The 16,228-nt window shown below is 64.8% G+C and carries 23 protein-coding genes and 1 pseudogene; 14 read left to right on the top strand and 10 right to left on the bottom strand.

Annotation, left to right across the window (positions count from 1 at the left end):
- The first annotated feature begins 223 nt into the window (after window positions 1-223).
- The 4 genes from fixJ (at window position 224) to ACYCO6_RS16065 (ending at window position 2,238) form a co-directional block, all read left to right on the top strand.
- Window positions 224-838: a response regulator FixJ gene (gene fixJ, locus ACYCO6_RS16080; RefSeq protein ID WP_459773591.1), complete on the top strand. Its 615-nt coding sequence runs from the start codon at window positions 224-226 to the stop codon at window positions 836-838.
- Between the two features lie 172 nt (window positions 839-1,010).
- A complete protein-coding gene (locus tag ACYCO6_RS16075) occupies window positions 1,011-1,190 on the top strand; it encodes a hypothetical protein (RefSeq protein ID WP_459772873.1) in 180 nt (59 codons plus the stop codon).
- Window positions 1,191-1,655: 465 nt separating this feature from the next.
- Window positions 1,656-1,934 (top strand): DUF2312 domain-containing protein, encoded by a 279-nt coding sequence (locus ACYCO6_RS16070; RefSeq protein WP_459773590.1) that lies wholly within the window; start codon window positions 1,656-1,658, stop codon window positions 1,932-1,934.
- A 127-nt stretch (window positions 1,935-2,061) separates the two neighbouring features.
- Entirely contained in the window at window positions 2,062-2,238 is a 177-nt protein-coding gene (locus ACYCO6_RS16065) for a hypothetical protein (RefSeq protein ID WP_459772872.1), read from the top strand.
- A 268-nt stretch (window positions 2,239-2,506) separates the two neighbouring features.
- Here ACYCO6_RS16065 and ACYCO6_RS16060 read toward each other — a convergent pair whose 3' ends face one another.
- Window positions 2,507-2,767, bottom strand: coding sequence for a DUF6894 family protein (locus ACYCO6_RS16060; RefSeq protein ID WP_459772870.1), 261 nt, complete (start codon window positions 2,765-2,767; stop codon window positions 2,507-2,509).
- Window positions 2,767-3,480: a Crp/Fnr family transcriptional regulator gene (locus ACYCO6_RS16055; RefSeq protein WP_459772868.1), complete on the bottom strand. Its 714-nt coding sequence runs from the start codon at window positions 3,478-3,480 to the stop codon at window positions 2,767-2,769. Before ACYCO6_RS16055 ends, ACYCO6_RS16060 begins: the two co-directional genes overlap by 1 nt.
- Window positions 3,481-3,788: 308 nt before the next feature.
- Here ACYCO6_RS16055 and ACYCO6_RS16050 point away from each other — a divergent pair, with 308 nt between their 5' ends.
- Window positions 3,789-4,601 carry a Crp/Fnr family transcriptional regulator gene (locus ACYCO6_RS16050; protein ID WP_459772866.1) on the top strand — a complete coding sequence of 271 codons (813 nt, stop codon included), beginning with the start codon at window positions 3,789-3,791 and terminating at the stop codon, window positions 4,599-4,601.
- Window positions 4,602-4,742: 141 nt separating this feature from the next.
- Here ACYCO6_RS16050 and ACYCO6_RS16045 read toward each other — a convergent pair whose 3' ends face one another.
- On the bottom strand, window positions 4,743-5,492 hold the full coding sequence (locus ACYCO6_RS16045) for a Crp/Fnr family transcriptional regulator (protein WP_459773589.1): 750 nt from the start codon (window positions 5,490-5,492) through the stop codon (window positions 4,743-4,745).
- A 126-nt stretch (window positions 5,493-5,618) separates the two neighbouring features.
- Between ACYCO6_RS16045 and ACYCO6_RS16040 the strand changes: the two genes are divergently transcribed.
- On the top strand, window positions 5,619-5,882 hold the full coding sequence (locus ACYCO6_RS16040; RefSeq protein ID WP_459772864.1) for a DUF6894 family protein: 264 nt from the start codon (window positions 5,619-5,621) through the stop codon (window positions 5,880-5,882).
- A 28-nt stretch (window positions 5,883-5,910) separates the two neighbouring features.
- On the opposite strand, the gene ACYCO6_RS16035 is transcribed toward ACYCO6_RS16040, so the two are convergent.
- A complete protein-coding gene (locus ACYCO6_RS16035) occupies window positions 5,911-6,504 on the bottom strand; it encodes a Crp/Fnr family transcriptional regulator (RefSeq protein WP_459772863.1) in 594 nt (197 codons plus the stop codon).
- Window positions 6,505-6,908: 404 nt separating this feature from the next.
- On the opposite strand from ACYCO6_RS16035, the gene ACYCO6_RS16030 reads away from it, so the two are divergent.
- Entirely contained in the window at window positions 6,909-7,154 is a 246-nt protein-coding gene (locus ACYCO6_RS16030) for a hypothetical protein (RefSeq protein ID WP_459772862.1), read from the top strand.
- 64 nt (window positions 7,155-7,218) lie between these two features.
- Here ACYCO6_RS16030 and ctrA read toward each other — a convergent pair whose 3' ends face one another.
- The 3 genes from ctrA to ACYCO6_RS16015 form a co-directional block, all read right to left on the bottom strand.
- The gene (gene ctrA / locus ACYCO6_RS16025) at window positions 7,219-7,920 is read right to left on the bottom strand and encodes a response regulator transcription factor CtrA (RefSeq protein ID WP_459772860.1); all 702 of its coding nucleotides are present in this window, start codon (window positions 7,918-7,920) and stop codon (window positions 7,219-7,221) included.
- Between the two features lie 86 nt (window positions 7,921-8,006).
- Window positions 8,007-8,288, bottom strand: a complete 282-nt coding sequence (locus ACYCO6_RS16020; RefSeq protein WP_459772859.1) for a hypothetical protein — start codon at window positions 8,286-8,288, stop codon at window positions 8,007-8,009.
- 200 nt (window positions 8,289-8,488) lie between these two features.
- The gene (locus tag ACYCO6_RS16015) at window positions 8,489-8,731 is read right to left on the bottom strand and encodes a hypothetical protein (RefSeq protein WP_459772857.1); all 243 of its coding nucleotides are present in this window, start codon (window positions 8,729-8,731) and stop codon (window positions 8,489-8,491) included.
- A 168-nt stretch (window positions 8,732-8,899) separates the two neighbouring features.
- Between ACYCO6_RS16015 and ACYCO6_RS16010 the strand changes: the two genes are divergently transcribed.
- The 4 genes from ACYCO6_RS16010 to ACYCO6_RS15995 all read left to right on the top strand — a co-directional run bounded on the left by ACYCO6_RS16010 (window position 8,900) and on the right by ACYCO6_RS15995 (window position 11,961).
- On the top strand, window positions 8,900-9,616 hold the full coding sequence (locus ACYCO6_RS16010) for a thermonuclease family protein (RefSeq protein ID WP_459772855.1): 717 nt from the start codon (window positions 8,900-8,902) through the stop codon (window positions 9,614-9,616).
- 580 nt (window positions 9,617-10,196) lie between these two features.
- Window positions 10,197-10,550 (top strand): hypothetical protein, encoded by a 354-nt coding sequence (locus tag ACYCO6_RS16005; protein WP_459772853.1) that lies wholly within the window; start codon window positions 10,197-10,199, stop codon window positions 10,548-10,550.
- 122 nt (window positions 10,551-10,672) lie between these two features.
- Window positions 10,673-10,954, top strand: coding sequence for a hypothetical protein (locus ACYCO6_RS16000; protein ID WP_459772851.1), 282 nt, complete (start codon window positions 10,673-10,675; stop codon window positions 10,952-10,954).
- Window positions 10,955-11,163: 209 nt separating this feature from the next.
- Window positions 11,164-11,961 carry a pentapeptide repeat-containing protein gene (locus ACYCO6_RS15995; RefSeq protein ID WP_459772850.1) on the top strand — a complete coding sequence of 266 codons (798 nt, stop codon included), beginning with the start codon at window positions 11,164-11,166 and terminating at the stop codon, window positions 11,959-11,961.
- 18 nt (window positions 11,962-11,979) lie between these two features.
- On the opposite strand, the gene ACYCO6_RS15990 is transcribed toward ACYCO6_RS15995, so the two are convergent.
- The 3 genes from ACYCO6_RS15990 to ACYCO6_RS15980 form a co-directional block, all read right to left on the bottom strand.
- Window positions 11,980-12,264: a hypothetical protein gene (locus ACYCO6_RS15990; RefSeq protein ID WP_459772849.1), complete on the bottom strand. Its 285-nt coding sequence runs from the start codon at window positions 12,262-12,264 to the stop codon at window positions 11,980-11,982.
- Window positions 12,265-12,339: 75 nt separating this feature from the next.
- Entirely contained in the window at window positions 12,340-12,609 is a 270-nt protein-coding gene (locus ACYCO6_RS15985; RefSeq protein WP_459772847.1) for a DUF6894 family protein, read from the bottom strand.
- 189 nt (window positions 12,610-12,798) lie between these two features.
- Window positions 12,799-12,969, bottom strand: a complete 171-nt coding sequence (locus tag ACYCO6_RS15980; RefSeq protein WP_459772845.1) for a hypothetical protein — start codon at window positions 12,967-12,969, stop codon at window positions 12,799-12,801.
- A 403-nt stretch (window positions 12,970-13,372) separates the two neighbouring features.
- On the opposite strand from ACYCO6_RS15980, the gene ACYCO6_RS15975 reads away from it, so the two are divergent.
- The 3 genes and pseudogenes from ACYCO6_RS15975 to ACYCO6_RS15965 form a co-directional block, all read left to right on the top strand.
- Complete coding sequence (locus ACYCO6_RS15975; RefSeq protein WP_459772844.1) at window positions 13,373-14,038, top strand: PAS domain-containing protein; 666 nt, start codon at window positions 13,373-13,375, stop codon at window positions 14,036-14,038.
- Window positions 14,039-14,068: 30 nt separating this feature from the next.
- Window positions 14,069-15,312, top strand: a protein-coding gene (locus tag ACYCO6_RS15970; RefSeq protein WP_459761871.1) for an IS3 family transposase whose coding sequence is annotated in 2 segments (ribosomal slippage) — window positions 14,069-14,393 and window positions 14,393-15,312 — 1,245 coding nt in all. Because the reading frame shifts where the segments join, the coding sequence is not laid out codon by codon here.
- Between the two features lie 41 nt (window positions 15,313-15,353).
- A pseudogene (locus ACYCO6_RS15965) lies at window positions 15,354-16,226 on the top strand (sensor histidine kinase); the annotation flags it as partial.
- Window positions 16,227-16,228: the final 2 nt, after the last annotated feature.

Genomic DNA, 16,228 nt, shown 5'->3' with positions numbered 1-16,228 from the left:
GCGTGATCTCTTCACGGGCACTGACCGCGCGCCAATTCGATTGTGCCGGAATATAACTAGCGTTAAAAAATGAGGGCAATCGAGTCGCGGTCCGCCAATGCTCAGGTGAATTGGTTTTCGGTATATGCGGGCTGCGGCAGATTTTTATCCCAGGCGGCGGCTTGCCGTCACATGAAAGCTTCAGGAGTGCGCGATGGATTCGGCCGCCTCCTTGATGACACCGATGGCGCGTAGCCTCATCCATGTGGTGGACGATGATCCCGCTATGCGGGAGTCAATTGCTTTCCTGCTCGACACGGCAGGCTTCGAGGTGGCGGTCTACGAGACCGGAATCGAGCTTCTCGATGGCCTCACGAAGCCCGGGCGAGACGGTGTGCTGACCGACATCCGCCTGCCCGGCATCGACGGATTGGAACTTCTCCGCCGCTTGCGCGGGAACGGTTACACCCTACCCGTGGTGATGATGACCGGGCACGGGGATGTCGCACTCGCGGTCGAGGCGATCAAACTCGGGGCGTGCGACTTCATAGAGAAGCCGTTCGAGGATGAAGTGCTGTTGCACGCGTTACACGCCGCCCTGGGCCGCGGTAGGGTGACCAAGGAGGCTGATCCGGCCCTTCAGGAGTTCGGCCGCCGCGTCGCCGCGCTGAGCGAGCGTGAGCGGCAAGTGATGGATCATCTGGTTGCGGGCGGGACCAGCAAGGGAATCGGCCGCGCACTCGACATCAGCCCCCGCACGGTCGAGATCTATCGCGCCAAGCTCATGGCCAAGACGCAGGCCGCCACCCTGTCCGAGTTGGTTCGCTGGGCGGTTCTAGCCGATCTCGGGCAGGTTTGATCCACCTCAACGATGAGGAACCTGGAAAGCGGCAGCGTTATTTGCTGGACCGTGCATCAAGCCGGTCCGGCGTGTGAACGTGTTATGGTTTCGGGGCAGCCTTATGCCGATCTTCATGGTGGACGAGGCATCCGCTATATCTCCGGCGAGCGCGGAGGAGAGCGAGCTTGAGATGACGCGGCGACACGTTCGCCAAGGTGCGCATCATGTCGCCAACCAGCGTGCGCTCGTGGCTCGGTTGAGAGCCGACGATCTCCCGACCGAGGAGGCCGTGGCGCTCCTCGCTACCTTCGAGGATCTCCAGGACCAGCACGAGGCTCATCTCGCGCGGATCGAGGGCAAGCGGGATTAGGCGAACCCTGCCAGCCCGGCTGACCTACGCTGCGGCGTCGCGCTCTTCGGCGGGCTCCACGTCCTCACAGGAGGGGACGTAGGCGCACCAGCCACACACACCCTTGTCGGCCGCCTTAGGGGCATTCCACTGCGAACAGGCTGGACAGACCTTCATGACGATGTGGGAGCCGTGAACGAACGCTAGGCCGCGACCACGGAAGGTGGTCTTGCCTTGGGGGAGGTCATTCAACATCTGCACTTCCTGCGGACTGATGCAGGGTGGTGTCAACGGACGCTCGCGGTTCCCTGCCCTGTCCTATGAACAGGTCCTTCGCACGCTGCGACCAGCATCACCGGCCTCCGCCGGTCCATCTCGGCGGGATAGCAGTAGGGCCTCCAGCCATCCGGTCCCCTTTAACGCCACGCTTACCCTACCTCGTCACGGTCGCGCCCCTCATCGCAAGGATCAGCGCATGACCGAAAGATCGAGATCACCGACACTGTAGCCGTCGCGGGCGAACGCATTTGCTCGATCATCGAGCGCATCGAGCGGTTGGAGGAGGAGATCAAGGACCTCATGGAGGCCAAGAAGGAGATCTTCGCTGAGGCGAAGGGCGAGGGCCTCGACGTGAAGGTGCTCAAGGAGATCCTGAAGATCCGCAAGCAGGACAAGGACGAGCGGGACGAACAGGAGACGCTGCTCGACGTGTACCTGCGCGCCATGGATGCGCCATCGCCCGCGCCGCTGGCCGAGGCCGCCTGAGCCACAGGTCTGGGTGAGGACGGTATCAGGCGCTATCCCGCCACTCCTCACGGGCGACCTCACTTAGCCGTTCGTCCGGCAGCGGTTGTTGTAGCGGCAGCGCGTCTGCGGTCACCCGGCGGCACTCATGATCCTGGTGATGCCCCTCTCGGCCGCCCCGGTCGCCACAGCCGCGCGTCTTGGCCATGAAGTCCGCGTGGATCATCCGAAACTGGCGGACTTTACGGCCTTCGTGGACAATCCCACGCCCGCCCCTGTCGGTGACAAGCTCCCGGACGATTTCGATCGACAGCCGACCCCTTGACCACGGACTCGCAACCGTGGCCTCCGAGACCGTCGATAACCGGACCCGATGACCTCGGCCTGCGGCCGCTTCTGGCTCGCGCGGAACCGTCCAACGGGACCGTGAGAGTTCGAACGACGAGCGCATCGACGGAATACAGCGAAGGCGCCGGTCGTGAATTCGGCCTCGGTTTTCGCGCCGAGGCTCGGGAGTGGACGCCTGTGATCGGCCGCGGCGAACTTCGAGCCGCCCCTGGTTAGAGTCCTCCGGGTCGTGGCGCCGAGCCCGCTCAGTCCCAGTCTTCCAACCCGGAGACCGTGTCGCTGAACGGCACCGTGAGAACGGGCTGGTCCGCCTCGTCCATGACCTCGAACGAGCAGTCCATCCAATCGCGGATCAGCGGCAGGCGATCCCGCGCGATCATGATCCGTGCCTCGAACAATGCATGCTCACGCGCGGCGTCCACGTCGGCGAGTTCATCACCTTCCGGGTCCACGGCCAGACCAGCGGGTCCGGGACGATGCCGGATGTTGAAAAAGTAGCGCGGCATCACGCGGCCTCGATCAGGCGGGCGTACTCGGCTTCGGGCAGGCCGTAGCTGTCGTCCGCCACCGCTTCCAGCGCAGTGCGGTCCAAGATCGTGATCTTGCCGCGCCGCGCCCGGATCAGCCGGTGCCCCTCCACCGCCTGTACCGCCAGAGTGGCACTGGGTCGCCGCACGCCCAGCATGATCGACAGGAACTCGTGGGTGATCTGGAGATCGTCGCCGTCGAGCCGGTCGTGGCACATCAGCAGCCAGCGCGCGAGGCGCACGTCGAGGGTGTAGGAGGCGTTCGCGAACGCAGTCTGGGCCGTCTGGACGAATTGCACCTGAACGTAGCGCAGCAGGAGCCTGTGCAGGCTGGCGCTCTGGCTGACGGCGGAGCACAGGGCCGCGGTCTCGATCCGCAGCATCTCGCCCGCATTCTGGACGAAGCACTCGTGGGGCATGCGATCCGAGGCCAGCAGCACCGGCAGGGCGCCGACCAGCCCCTCGCGTCCGACGAGGCCGACCTCGACTTGGCCGCCAGAGCCGGAGGTGGTGATCGAGCCGAACCCGACCTCGGGGAAGTATAGCTGCTGAACCGGCTCGTGCGGCTTGATCAGTACCTGCCGCAACTCGGTCACGACCGGCTCCAGATACGGTTGGAGCAGCGCGAAGTCGTCGGGCGAGAGCGCCTTCAGGAGGCGATTGCGGACGGCGGATTGCTGAGGCTGAGACACGGCTCTGCTCCCGGTCGGGGCAAGAGCACACGCGGTCTCCTAAGCGCCAACGGCCCGAGAGCGGTGTTAGCGATGAGCGCAGTATCTGCGCTCGGCCGAACATTAGCAAAGTAAATCGCTCTGGAAAGACGGCAAAGATTGGGATAGTTCGATCTATTACAGAGCGCCCGGATGCTTCCAAAAACCCGATTTATATGTAGTTCGTTCGAACATTTGGGCTTACCGTACGGCTCATCACCGGCTGAACCGACACAGGCGCTGGTGACTGGGAGAGCCGCGCTTCCGCCTGCAATGCAAGGTGGAACGCCATGCCCTTAGCCCCCGATCAGCACGCCACGGCTATGCTCATCCGCAAGTTGGGGAGCATCACCACCCTAACGGACGAGGAGCGTCAGGCCGTCGAGAGCCTTCCGGTGAAGATCAATCACCTCGACGCCCGACACGACATCGTGCGCGACGGCGATAAGCCCACGCACTGTTGTCTCGTCATCAGTGGCTGGACCTGCCGGTACAAGCTGCTTAGCCAGGGCAAGCGGCAGATCCTGTCGTTCCACATCGCGGGCGACATCCCGGATCTGCTGAGCCTGCACATTCCCGTCATGGACCACAGCTTCGCCACCGTGACGTGTGCAACCGTAGCCCTCATCCCGCACGAGAGCCTGCGGGCGCTCGTCGCGCAACATCCCGGGCTCGCGTCGCTCCTGTGGCGCGAGACGCTGATCGATGCGGCGATCTTCCGCGAGTGGATGACCGGCATGGGCCGACGCTCGGCCTCCGAGCGGATCGCACACCTGTTCTGCGAGATGTACCTGAAGCTGCAAGCCGTGGGGTTGGCCGGTAACTACCGCTGCCCGCTACCGCTCACCCAGGTTGATCTCGCCGATGCGCTGGGGCTCACGTCCGTGCACGTCAACCGCGTGCTGAGGGATATGCGTGGCCAAGCCCTGCTCACGCTGCGGAGCCACACGCTGGTGATCGAGGCGTGGGACGAACTTTTGCGGGTCTCGGAGTTTGACGCCATGTACCTGCAACTAGAGACGCGAGAGGCTGGAGAGCCTTCGTCTACAGCACGGGACCGGGCGTGCGTGGTCAGGCGGCAGCCGGGCCGGTTCGTTCATTGAGCCACGCGGCCCAGACGCGAGCCGGGAGATGGCCCGGTTCTTCCTGACACACGAGCGCGGCCAGTGCGGTTCGGCATTGACCCTCTCGGCCAAGTGAATGGCATTGGCCCGCGAGCGGCTCGGGCGGCGGACTGAGAAGGCTCACGCCGCGTCGCGGCTGCCCAGGTGAAGGTAGGTCGGGTCGAACTCCGCTGCCGCTTTCAGCCCCTCCCAGTCGTGCACCGTCAGCCGCCTGTTTCGCAGCGTGATCAACCCCGCCTCTCTCATATCGCCGAGCACGCGATTGACGTGCACTGGCGTGATCCCGAGCGCGTCCGCGAGTTCGGGCTGGGTCATCGGCAGTGGACAGGAACGCTCCGGCGCCAGCCCAACGACATCCAGGCGCGTGACCAACTCGCAGAAGAGATGGGCCATCCGGGCATACGCATCCCGACGACCGATGTTGAGCATCCACTCGCGATAGAGGGCAGCGTCGATCAGCGTCATACGCCAGAATGCCTCGCCGAGGCGGGGATGAGCCCGAAACAGAGTGCGCAGCGCATCGTGCTGGATGAAGCCGATCCGACACGGACTGACCGTGGAGATGCTGTTGTCGAGCATCTTCAGGTGCAGGCTCTGGAGATCGGGCACGTCACCGGGGACGTGGTAGGCCATCACCTGCCGCTTGCCCGACCGCGTGCTCTTGTAGATCGCGACGATGCCCTCCAAGATAGCGAAGGATTGGGAGGGATAGTTCCCCTCGCGGACGATGTCCTGGTAGGCGTCAAAGGTCGCCACATGCATCGGCAGGGCGCGAAGCGCTGCCGTTTCAGCCGCAGACAGCGTGAAGAGGGCGATGCTCTCCACCTTGCTCACGAGGACCTGCGCTTCCGTCTGCCGAAATCCAGTCATCGCGTTTCTCCCTATGAGGGGAGTACCACGAGATGCGGCTGCGATGGCCCTCATTATGCCGCACAGAACACCTGTCCTTGGCCGCGAGTTTGCTAACAGGGTTTCGGTCACAGCACGGAGGCGCGGGTGCCGCGCTACTTCTTCGACTTCCACGACGGCGAGTTCCGCCGAGACGACCACGGAACCCAATGCGCAGACCTCGAAGCGGCGCGCAGGGAAGCCTTGCTGACCCTGCCTGAGATCGCGCGCTTCGCGATCCCGTCAGGCGGTGACGATCAGGCTTTCACCATGTCAATTCGCGATGAGAGCGGCGCGGTCGTCTACACGGCGAGCCTGACCTTCGCGGCTGCAAGGCTGAGTAGTGCGGACAAGGCCGCCCCGCCCGACTGAGGTTCGAGGGGGCCAAGACTGCGGGTCATCATGCCGCCAGATGCAGGTAGTGAGGGCTGAACTCGCCTGCCGCCTGTAACCCTGGCCAATCCAAGATCTCCAGCCTGCGGCTGCGCAAGCTGATCAGCCCTTCGGCGCGCAAATCCTTCACCGTCCGGTTCACGTGAACGGAGGTCAGCCCGAGCGCGTCGGCGAGATCGTGTTGCCGGAGAGGCAACGGCAGGGTGTAGCCGTCCACGAGGCCCACAGCCTTGAGCCGCAGATAGAGTTCGCAGAACAGGTGGGCGAGCCGTCCGCGGGCCTCTCGGCGGCCGAGCCCCGCCATCCAGGCCCGATGGACCGCGGCAGTGATCAGCGCCTCGCGCCAGAGCGCCGTCGAGATGGCGGGATAGTCCGCCATCAGTGCGCGCAGGTCCGCATGCGCCACGAAAGCGACGGCCGCTGGGGTCAGCGCGGTCATGCCGAAATCCGTGTGGGGCAGATGCAAGCTCTGGAGATCCGGCACGTCCCCCGGAACGTGAAACGACAGGATCGCGCGCCTTCCCTCGTTGAGCATCTGGTAACAGCAGGCCCAACCACTGAGAATGATACAGCAGGATGAAGACGAAGCCTCTTCGGGCACGATGTCCTGATGGGCGCTACGTTTCTGGTCACGACGGGCAAGCTCATGAGAGCTTTTCGCTCTGTCTTCGAGAACTGCTCAGCACCAACCAATTTTTGCGCAAGTGTATCGATGGGGTGATTTGAAAGCGTCAGCATTGCCTATCACCACAGAAGGCGAAAGCTCAGATCTGCCAATCGTGAAGCCCAGATCGTGCGAGCCGATCATATACGAAACCTGCTCCGCCAAGCAGGGCGCCCCGATATAAGAGTTCGTCAGAATGGGGTCGCCGCGCTCCGGGAACTCAGGGAGAGAGGGCTGATTGAACTCCAGCAGAAGCACCTGACGATCCTGGACCTGCCGCGCCTCCAGCAGATGGCGGGCTTGAAGTCAGGGTATCTGCACCTGGGAGAACAAGCCGCCGCATGAGCCTGCGTCTCCAGCCTGTTCAGGTCGCCACGGGGAGCGCCGATCAGGACAGCCAGTTGGTGTTCCACGACGGCTTCCTCGTGGCCGTGCTGGTGTGCCTCTCGGACGAGCACGAAGATGCGGCGGGAAAGTGGTTCTTGGAGGCGGGCTTTGGCCGGGTGAACACCGCGGCCTCGCCCACCTTTGCTGATCTCGACGAGGCACAGGGCTGGATTGAGCAGCGGCTGGCAGGCACGGCCTAAGCGAGGGCTTGAATTCACACCGCGGTGGTCCCTTACCGCGGCTCGATGCTGAGAAGAGATTACTTCAACTCGCCAGGGCTCGCATCGCGGGCGCGTCCTCACGCAGCACGTAGCCGCGGCCCCAGACGGTCTCGATGTAGTTCTTCCCCGCCGACGCGTTCGCGAGCTTCTTCCGGAGCTTGCAGATGAACACGTCGATGATCTTGAGGTCGGGCTCGTCCATGCCGCCGTAGAGGTGGTTGAGGAACATCTCCTTGGTGAGCGTGGTGCCCTTCCGGAGCGAGAGGAGTTCCAGCATCTGGTACTCCTTGCCGGTGAGGTGCACCCGGGCGCCGCCGACCTCGACGGTCTTCTGGTCGAGGTTCACGATCAGGTCGCCGGTGGTGATGACCGACTGGGCGTGGCCCTTCGAGCGGCGCACGATGGCATGGATGCGCGCTACGAGTTCATCCTTGTGGAAGGGTTTCGAGAGGTAGTCGTCCGCACCGAAGCCCAGCCCCTTCACCTTGTCCTCGATGTTGCTCATGCCGGAGAGGATGAGGATCGGCGTCTTCACCTTGGCGACGCGGAGGGAGCGTAGCACCTCGTAGCCCGACATGTCGGGCAGGTTCAGATCGAGGAGGATGATGTCGTAGTCGTACAGCTTACCGAGATCGACACCCTCTTCCCCGAGGTCGGTGGTGTAGGTGTTGAAGCTCTCGGACTTGAGCATCAACTCGATGCTCTGCGCCACGGTGGACTCGTCCTCGACCAACAGCACTCGCACGGTGTTATCCCCAGCATGCCGGTTCGAGAACGGGCGCAGCCCGGACGCCTACACGGTCGTCGTAAACACCACGTCAACCTTAAGCGTTACCGACGTGCTTCCTCGTCCGCTACGGACTCGACGGCGGCGATGACGTTCTCAAGCTCCGCAACTTGTCGGAGGGCGCTCCCAGCGGGCATCCCGTCGTGTTCGGCCATCGCCAGGACGAGATCGCGCTGGTGCGCTGTTAGGCGTTCAAGGAGGGCGGCGCGCTTGTCGGACATCGCGCGGCTGTAGTCACGGATTTCGCTCTCGACAACTGTGATGGCAGCCTCGTTCGTGGTCGATGCGACGCAGGTCGAGCGCAGGGCCGATCTCGCTCGGATCATGGATCAGTCCAGACATCGCGACCCGCGGGCCGTGGTCGGCTACATCCGACGGGCGAACGCGCGCAACGGACACAGCAGGGGCGGGTTCCTGAGGAGGACGGGACGATGATGCCAAGCCCAGATCTTGAGCGGTTCGCCTCCTCATCGCCGACAACGTGATTTCGACCTTCGAGCGTGGACGCAATTGGGCGTTGATCCACCTACCTGACCGCACCATCGTGGTTGCGATGCTGGTGCGATACCTCTTGGCCGTCCTTCCGACCTCGTCCAGCGACGCGCTCGCCGGTGTTCCGGACGCGGATCACCGCGTTCGAGGTGCCGATCGCTTCGACGCCCGTGACTGTCACCTCCATCCCGGCCCGCGAGCCGTTGGGGATGCCCCCGGCCGCGATGGTCGGCTCTATCAGTAAGAGCAACACGGCGGCGGCGAGGGCGTAGCGCATACTGCACAGGTTGGCACCGCCCCTCAGGTTGTCGAGGGTCGGCCTGAGGGACGCGTCGGGACAAACCGTATGTACGTCCTAACCACGCCCTTAACACCGCCGCCATTGCGGCGGCTTATCACCAACACGACATGGAAGATCCCGCGTCCGCGGGCCGGAGAAGCATCAGTGGTTCGTCTTGGTGTCTGCGGCGGGGGTCTGATCGTGGTCGCACTCCTCGCCCTTCCGGCGCTCGCGGCCGAACCCATCATCGGCCGTGCCTCGGTCACCGATGGCGACACGGTGCTGATCCGCGGCACCCGCATCCGCCTCTACGGGATCGACGCACCGGAGAGCGCCCAGTTGTGCCAGGACTCGGCGGGCAGGGACTACCGCTGCGGGCAGAAGGCGGCACTGGCGCTTGCCGACCACATCGGGGAAGCGCCGATCACCTGCGAGCCTCGTGACACCGACAAGTACGGGCGCACCGTCGCCGTCTGCCGAAGGGGTCCCGAGGACCTGAGCGCCTGGATGGTCGAGCAGGGTTACGCCACGGCCTACCAGCGCTACTCCCGCGACTATGTGCGGGTTGAGACCACCGCCAGGGCGTTGAGGCGCGGGCTTTGGGCGGGCACCTTCGACCCTCCCTCGGATTGGCGGCGCGCGAAGCGGGCCAACGGGGTCGAGACCCGGCCCGAGATGGCAAACGCGGCCGAGACCTCTCCACCACCCTTGCCGACCACCTGCACAATCAAGGGCAATGTCTCGCGCTCAGGCGAGCGGATCTATCATCGGCCCGAGAGCCGGGAGTACGCCCGCGTCGTGATTGACGCGAAGGCTGGCGAGCAGATGTTCTGCTCCGAGGCCGAGGCACAGGCCGCAGGGTGGCGAGCGTCTCGCCGGTAGCCACTGCCGCGCTCCGCGGCTACAGGCCACCGACGCCCGACAAGCTCGACGCCCTCCTTGAACGCCTGAGTAGGGCGGAGCAAATCCGGGCCACTGGAGCTTCACCAAGCCCGCAGAGCCCATTGGCGAAATGATCTGTCGGGCAATCACTTACGCCCAAGATCTATGGGCTTCTAGCGCGGATCGGCAGCACAGGTTCGTTGCTCGGCTTCACGCTGCTGGTGGCAACCCTGGCGGCCTGCGGCCTCTCAGGTCTGGTGCCCTAGAACACCCGCTTCCGCGCGGCGATATCACCGTGAGGTCCACATCTGATCTGCGAGGGCTTGGCGCTGCTGGTCAGGCGTGAGTTCGTTCCAATCTTTCATCGACACTTCTTGGCCGATCCGGAGCTTGCAGGCATTCACCCATGTGGTCGCCCGCCCCCGAGCGGTCCGTCACTGGGCTCGCAGGTCCGCCCACAGGGCCTTGAAGTCGATGACCTCCCGCCCGCTGGTGGCCGGGGCACGCCTACGGCTTCAAGTCGGCTCTCGTCTATCGCTGGACGCGTGGTGATAGGCATCGGGCGTCAGGAGTAAGAAGCATGGACGCCGTCGCCCTTTCCGAACTCAGAGCCATCGCCCTGGGCGCTCGCGCTCTGGAGGATGCCGCCCGCAAGCAGGCCGAGCGTGCCGAGCGCCTGATCATGCTCGTCGGGCAGGAGACCAGGAGGTCCGGAGATACGGCTCTCAAGCGTCAGGATGGGCGCCTGACCGAGGCGGGCATCGCCGCCCTCAACGCTGCCTTCGAGGCAGGGGCGACCCTCACCGAGGCCGCCACGCAGTTCGGCATCCACCTCTCGGCCGCCTCGTATCGCCGCTCTATCTGGCGCGCCGAGCGCAGCAGAGAGCCTCAGCCTGCCGTGCAAGACAGTCTGAGAGATCAAGACCGCGAGTGATTGATCGTGCGCGTCAACACCAGGAGCCGCTTCGTCTCTGAGCGTATCGGCCGAAAGCGAGGATAGAGGAAGCCTAGCCTGTAACCCGCAGCGGGAGCGGGTTCCTGTAGGAGTACAGCCCGATGCTGGAGGCAGATCAGGAGCGGTTCGCGGCCATCGTCGCCGAGAACGTCGTCTCAGCCTACGAGCGCTTCCGCGAGGAGTCATACCTTCCGGAGAAACGTGCGGTCGCGGTCGCGGGCTTCCTGCGAGAGTTGCTGGCTGTGATGCCGACCACTTCCGGCGACGTGCTCGCTACCGCCTGCAACCGGCACCTGAGCACCTTACCCGATCACGGGTGGTTCAGCCCGCGAGTCGAGACCATCGACCTCACTGATGGGTCCGTCACCCTGGAAGCCGAGTGAGTGTTGTGGCCGAGCAGGTCGGCGCGGCTTGTGGCGGTATAGCCGGTGGTCCGCCACTTTCGGCGGGCGAACGGCGCAACCGCGGCGCGGCTGCGCTTGCGTCCTATCGAAGTCGTCCGACGTTTCCCTTCCGGTAGCGCCAACGATGTTGGCTGAGTGCTCGCCGCAATGGATCGGAACGAGTGCGACGCCCCGCCGGGAGTGAACGGATGCGCACCCTGACCTTGAGCTTCATGCTCGCCGCTCTAGCCGCCAGTCCGGCTGCCGCCGAACAAGACCTTCTTTTGGGCGCCGACATGTCCTCGCCCGCGATGACGAGGGCCGAGATGAGCCGCGCCGATGTCGAGGCGCTGATCGCCAAGGCGGGCGGCAAGCCCATCGACTTGCACGACAAGGCGCTCTCCGGCCTTGACCTGTCTGGGCTTAACCTCCGGGGCGCTAACTTGCGCACGGCGCGCCTCAACAAGGCCAACCTGCATGGGACCGATTTGACCGGGGCCAACCTCGAACAGGCATGGCTGCTGAAGGCCGACCTCTCCGGCGCGAAGCTCGCGGACGCGAAGATGTTCGGCATCACCGCGCGCGACGCTAACCTCAGCGGCGCGGATCTCAGCCGTTCGATGCCGATCGGCGACTTCAAGGGCGCCAACATGACCGGGGCGACGCTCGTGGACCTGAAGGGCGGGGCCGACATCAAGAACCAGTCGATGGGCCTGATGCGGGCCGTGTTCACCTCGGTGAACCTCTCGGGCGCGAACCTGAGAGGCGCCGATCTCGGCCGGTCGCGCCTGGAGTACGCCGACCTCAGGGACGCCGACCTCACCGACGCGGTGCTGATGGGCTCGGACCTGTCCGGGGCCAACCTGACCAGGGCCACGATCGCAGGCGCAGACTTCAAAAACGTCGATGTCAGCGGCGCCCGGTTGATCGCCCTCCACGGCCAGGACGCCGCGAAGGACTGGGCGCAGCGGGTCAACGCCGACCGGGCTATCACCCAGACGCCGTAGCCGATGAAGGGCCTCAATCTACATCGGCCTCATCGTCACCGATCCATCATCAGAATCGACCGCCTCGACCCGCGGGCCGGAGATGCCGCATTCCGCCAGGAGAGAGAGATGGCGGTTGCAGGCGGCGGCGAGAGCATCGCTCGATGCGCCGGGCAGAATGACCAGTAGCTCGCGCATCAAGCCCGCCACGACCATCTCGCGCTCGTTCTCCTCGAACGCCGCCTCGTCGTGCGCGCGCTCAAAGGCCGAGGCGACGTTCTCCGCGATGACCTGGGCTGCCTGCTCAAGATCGGGGCCCATCATAGCCCAACCCTGCGAGGATGAAGCGGACTCCGATGTCGCGTTGAAGCGGATCGCAAAGCCGAGGAAAGCCGAGCCTTAGAACGGCTTGCTCGCCATCTCATGTTGGCTCGACAGTACAGGAGCTTCTAGGGAGATAAAATCGAAGCGGAGCAGCACGAGACCATAATCGTCCGCAATTTCAAGACGCCATTCATCGCTCAGGGCGACGCGCTCGGCATCATCCTTCAGAAGGACGCCAGCTAACCTGACGGCTTCGACACGGGCCTCCTTCCAATCAGCCAACTCGGTGCCCGTATCGTCAGGCGTACTGACCCCATCGAAAATGTTGAAGTAGAAGCGTGGCACGCGGCCCTCCACCCTTCAAAGGGCGGGAGCACACGCTGCTCTCAGCCGTTGGTGCCCGGATCATCCTGCCAACGATAACGCATCCTTAAGTCCGGATCGCTTGGCTCACACTCACTTGGATGAGGTTTTCGCGGCTGTCGCAACCGTATGTGCGAAAATTATGATCTCCAATTGACTTGGCAGTAATTTTCAATCGATCCGAGCCGACCCGCGCGTGGCACAGGCGACGACGGGACGCTCGTTATCCGCGCGCCTGTCGATGACGCCATCGACCGTCGCGCCGGGCGGGATGCTCTCCCCATCGGTTCGCACGTTGTCGCCGATCGCGCTGTTCGGGGTTTGGGCTGTCCGGTTCAGCACAGCGGGATATCCGAAACACCGCGGTTGTCAGTGGAAATGCCGTCCATCTACGATTGAGAATGAGCGAAACAGCATCCGGCCTGTGGGCACGTCTATCGGCTCTGGTTGTTAGCGCGGCAGTGGATTGGCCCGCGGTGCGTCGCTCGTGAAGCCCAGGGCATATAAAAATGGGATGAACTTGCAGATTTCGGCGATCATTCCCCATATTCGGTTAAAATTCCTGCGCTTCAAAAATACTTCTCGATCACTAAATAGGTTAAACGGTGGTTGCTGCGGCCCTCGGTGGCTTGTACCTGTCGGACCGAATAGGGCCGCCCAATGAAGGTCTCGGGAGCGGACAATGACAGCAGCCGCTTCTCCAGCGATAGAGCCGATCCGATCGGGCGAGGCCGCTGTCTCAACCTTGAGCCTGTCCGCCGCCGAATTGAGCGACACGCTCGACGCGACCGGCATCTGCATCTGGTCGCTCGATCTCGCCACGACCCAAGTCGCCTGCTCCGCCGCCTGTGATCGCCTCTTCGGCGTTCCGCACGAGCAACTGACCGACCTCGCCGCCTTCCAAGCCCTGCTTCACCCCGACGACCGACAGCCCAGGGCCGACGCGATCGAGGAGGTTCGCCGTCACGGCGGAGCTTACGAGGTGGACTACCGGATCATCCGCCCCGATGGGCAGATCCACTGGTTGCGCTCGCGGGGCCGCGTGCAGATTGACGAGCAGGGATGCCCCGTTCGTCATCGCAGCGTCGTCTTCAGCATTCATGCGCAGAAGCAAGCCGAGGAGGAGCAGAAGCAAGCCGAAGCGGACCTGCGGGCCCGCGAGGCGCACCTGCGATCCATCCTCGACACCGTGCCGGAGGGCATGTTTGTCATCGACGAGCAGGGTACGATCCACGCGTTCAGCACCGCGGCCGAGCGCATTTTTCAGCGTCCGGCAGCCGAGGTCATGGGCCAGAACATCGCCCTGCTGATGCCCGAGCGGAACCGGCACGATGCTCATCTGACCGGCGGCCGAGAGACGCGCCTGCGCCGGGGTTCCTCCGCCTCCCGGTTGCTTGAGACACCCCGTTAGCGGACGGTCTCCGCGACAGGGGTGAGGACGATGAGCTCGGATACGAAGGCAGATGCAGGCGCAGTCGGTCCTGGTCGCGGCGGGCGCATGTCCCGGCAGCGCAAGCGGGATGCGGTGCTGCGGCTGCTGCGCGGCGAGGACCTGGAGAGCGTCTCGCGCAGCTTAGGCGTGACGGCCGCGACCTTGTCGGGCTGGCGCGACGCCTTCCTGACGGCGGGCGAGGCCAGTCTCTCCACCCGGTCCCTTGATGCGGACGCGCTGGAGAGCGGGCGACTGAAGGCCAAGCTCGGCGAGATGCTGATCGAGCGCGAGTTGCTGGAGGCCAAGATCGCTGCCCTGGAGGCGCGCGGCCCCGGCCCTTTGGCCCGCAGGAGGTCGCGGCTATGAGCCGGGCCGTCTCGCCTGCCAGCGGCAAAGCTTACGGACTGGCCCGGGTGTGCCGGATCTGGCGCGTGTCGCGCGCCACCGTCCACCGGCACCTCTCACCCGCCCGGCCCGAGCCGTCGCGCCGTCCCGGCCCGGTCGGGCCGATGCCGGATGCGGCGCTACTCACGCAGATCCGCGCCACCCTCACGGACAGCCCCTTTCACGGCGAGGGTCACCGCAAGGTCTGGGCGCGGCTGCGCCACAAGGGCGTGCGCACCTCCAAACGCCGCGTGCTGCGCCTGATGCGCGCCCATGATCTGCTCGCCCCCTCTCGCGTCGGCACACCGCGCGGCCCGCGCAACCACGACGGCACCATCGTCCCGGAGAGGGTGGACACGATGTGGGGCACTGATCTGACCACCACCTGGACGGCTGAGGGGCAGGTCGCGGTGTTCGTGGCCGTCGACCACTGCTCGGCCGAATGCGTGGGCCTCCATGCGGCGCGCCGGGCCACGCGCTTTGAGGCGCTGGAGCCGATCCGCCAGGGTGTGCGGCAGCGCTTCGGCGGCTTTACGGCCGAGATCGCCTCCGGCCTGAGTGTCCGGCACGATCACGGCAGCCAGTACATGTCGGACGATTTCCAGGCGGAGCTGGCGTTCCTGGGTATCGCAAGTTCGCCCGCCTTCGTGCGAGCGCCGGAAGGAAATGGCTGCGCCGAGCGCTTCATCCGCACGCTCAAGGAGAACCTGCTGTGGGTGAAGCACTTCGACACGGTCGAGGACCTGCGCCGCGCGCTGCTGGCGTTTCGCGACCTCTACAATAAGACGTGGCTGATCGAGCGGCACGGGTTCCGACCACCAGCCGCCATTCGCACCGCGCAGCTTCCACCCGCGGCCTTGGCCGCATAGGCTTCAGATCGGTGTCTCACAATCCGCGGGCGGTACAGGGTATCGGTACGACGCGGATCACCACAGGTCGGCGGTGCGATGGCACGATCTTCCCGCTAGAGCTTTCCCTCGGCGAGATGCGCTCGGGCGAGCAGGTGTACTTCACCGGCTTCGTCAACGATCTGACCGAGCAGCAGAAGACCCAGGCACGGCTTCAGGAACTCCAGTCCGAACTGGTCCACGTCTCGCGCCTGAGCACCGTGGGCGAGATGGTCGCGGCGCTCTCCCACGAGTTGAACCAGCCGCTCAGCGCCGTCACCAACTACACCAAGGGCTGCCGCCGACTTCTGGATCAGGCCGACTTGGCCGTGCTCCCGAAAGTCAGGGAGGTTCTCGACAAGACCGCAGACCAAGCCCTCCGGGCCGGGCAGATCATCCGCCGACTGCGGGAGTTCATCGGACACGGCGAGACGGAGAAGCGGATCGAGCCTGTCGCCCAGATCATCGAGGAGGCCGCAGCCCTCGCTCTGATCGGCGCGCACGAGCAGGGCGTCGAAACGCGCGTCTGGGTAGAGCCAGGAGCCGGGAACGTTCTCGCCGATCGGGTGCAGATCCAGCAGATCCTGACCAACCTGATCCGCAACGCCCGCGAGGCCATGCAGGATTCGCAGCGGCGCGAGGTGTCGATCACGGCCGCTCGGAGAGCAGAGATGGTCGAGATTGCGGTGGCCGACACGGGCCCCGGCATCTCGGAGGCGGTGGCGAGCCGGTTGTTCCAGCCCTTCGTGACCACCAAAGCGACCGGTATGGGGGTCGGCCTGTCTATCTGCCGGACCATCGCCGGGGCACACGGGGGACGACTGGCGGCAGAGCGCAACGGCGATGGCGGAGCCACGTTCCGCCTGACCTTACCGGCTGTCGATGAGGAGTGTTAGGG

It is taken from the genome of Methylobacterium sp. CM6257, from assembly GCF_054611515.1.
The sequence above is the reverse complement of the archived record's forward strand: the minus strand, read 5'-3'. Positions and strand labels throughout refer to the sequence as shown.

Coding starts and splice junctions, on each gene's coding strand:
- fixJ (WP_459773591.1), top strand. CDS start 224: ATGGCGCGTAGCCTCATCCATGTGGTGGACGATGATCCCGCTATGCGG.
- ACYCO6_RS16075 (WP_459772873.1), top strand. CDS start 1,011: ATGACGCGGCGACACGTTCGCCAAGGTGCGCATCATGTCGCCAACCAG.
- ACYCO6_RS16065 (WP_459772872.1), top strand. CDS start 2,062: ATGATCCTGGTGATGCCCCTCTCGGCCGCCCCGGTCGCCACAGCCGCG.
- ACYCO6_RS16060 (WP_459772870.1), bottom strand. CDS start 2,767: ATGCCGCGCTACTTTTTCAACATCCGGCATCGTCCCGGACCCGCTGGT.
- ACYCO6_RS16050 (WP_459772866.1), top strand. CDS start 3,789: ATGCCCTTAGCCCCCGATCAGCACGCCACGGCTATGCTCATCCGCAAG.
- ACYCO6_RS16045 (WP_459773589.1), bottom strand. CDS start 5,492: ATGACTGGATTTCGGCAGACGGAAGCGCAGGTCCTCGTGAGCAAGGTG.
- ACYCO6_RS16030 (WP_459772862.1), top strand. CDS start 6,909: ATGAGCCTGCGTCTCCAGCCTGTTCAGGTCGCCACGGGGAGCGCCGAT.
- ACYCO6_RS16020 (WP_459772859.1), bottom strand. CDS start 8,288: ATGATCCGAGCGAGATCGGCCCTGCGCTCGACCTGCGTCGCATCGACC.
- ACYCO6_RS16015 (WP_459772857.1), bottom strand. CDS start 8,731: ATGCGCTACGCCCTCGCCGCCGCCGTGTTGCTCTTACTGATAGAGCCG.
- ACYCO6_RS16005 (WP_459772853.1), top strand. CDS start 10,197: ATGGACGCCGTCGCCCTTTCCGAACTCAGAGCCATCGCCCTGGGCGCT.
- ACYCO6_RS16000 (WP_459772851.1), top strand. CDS start 10,673: ATGCTGGAGGCAGATCAGGAGCGGTTCGCGGCCATCGTCGCCGAGAAC.
- ACYCO6_RS15995 (WP_459772850.1), top strand. CDS start 11,164: ATGCGCACCCTGACCTTGAGCTTCATGCTCGCCGCTCTAGCCGCCAGT.
- ACYCO6_RS15990 (WP_459772849.1), bottom strand. CDS start 12,264: ATGATGGGCCCCGATCTTGAGCAGGCAGCCCAGGTCATCGCGGAGAAC.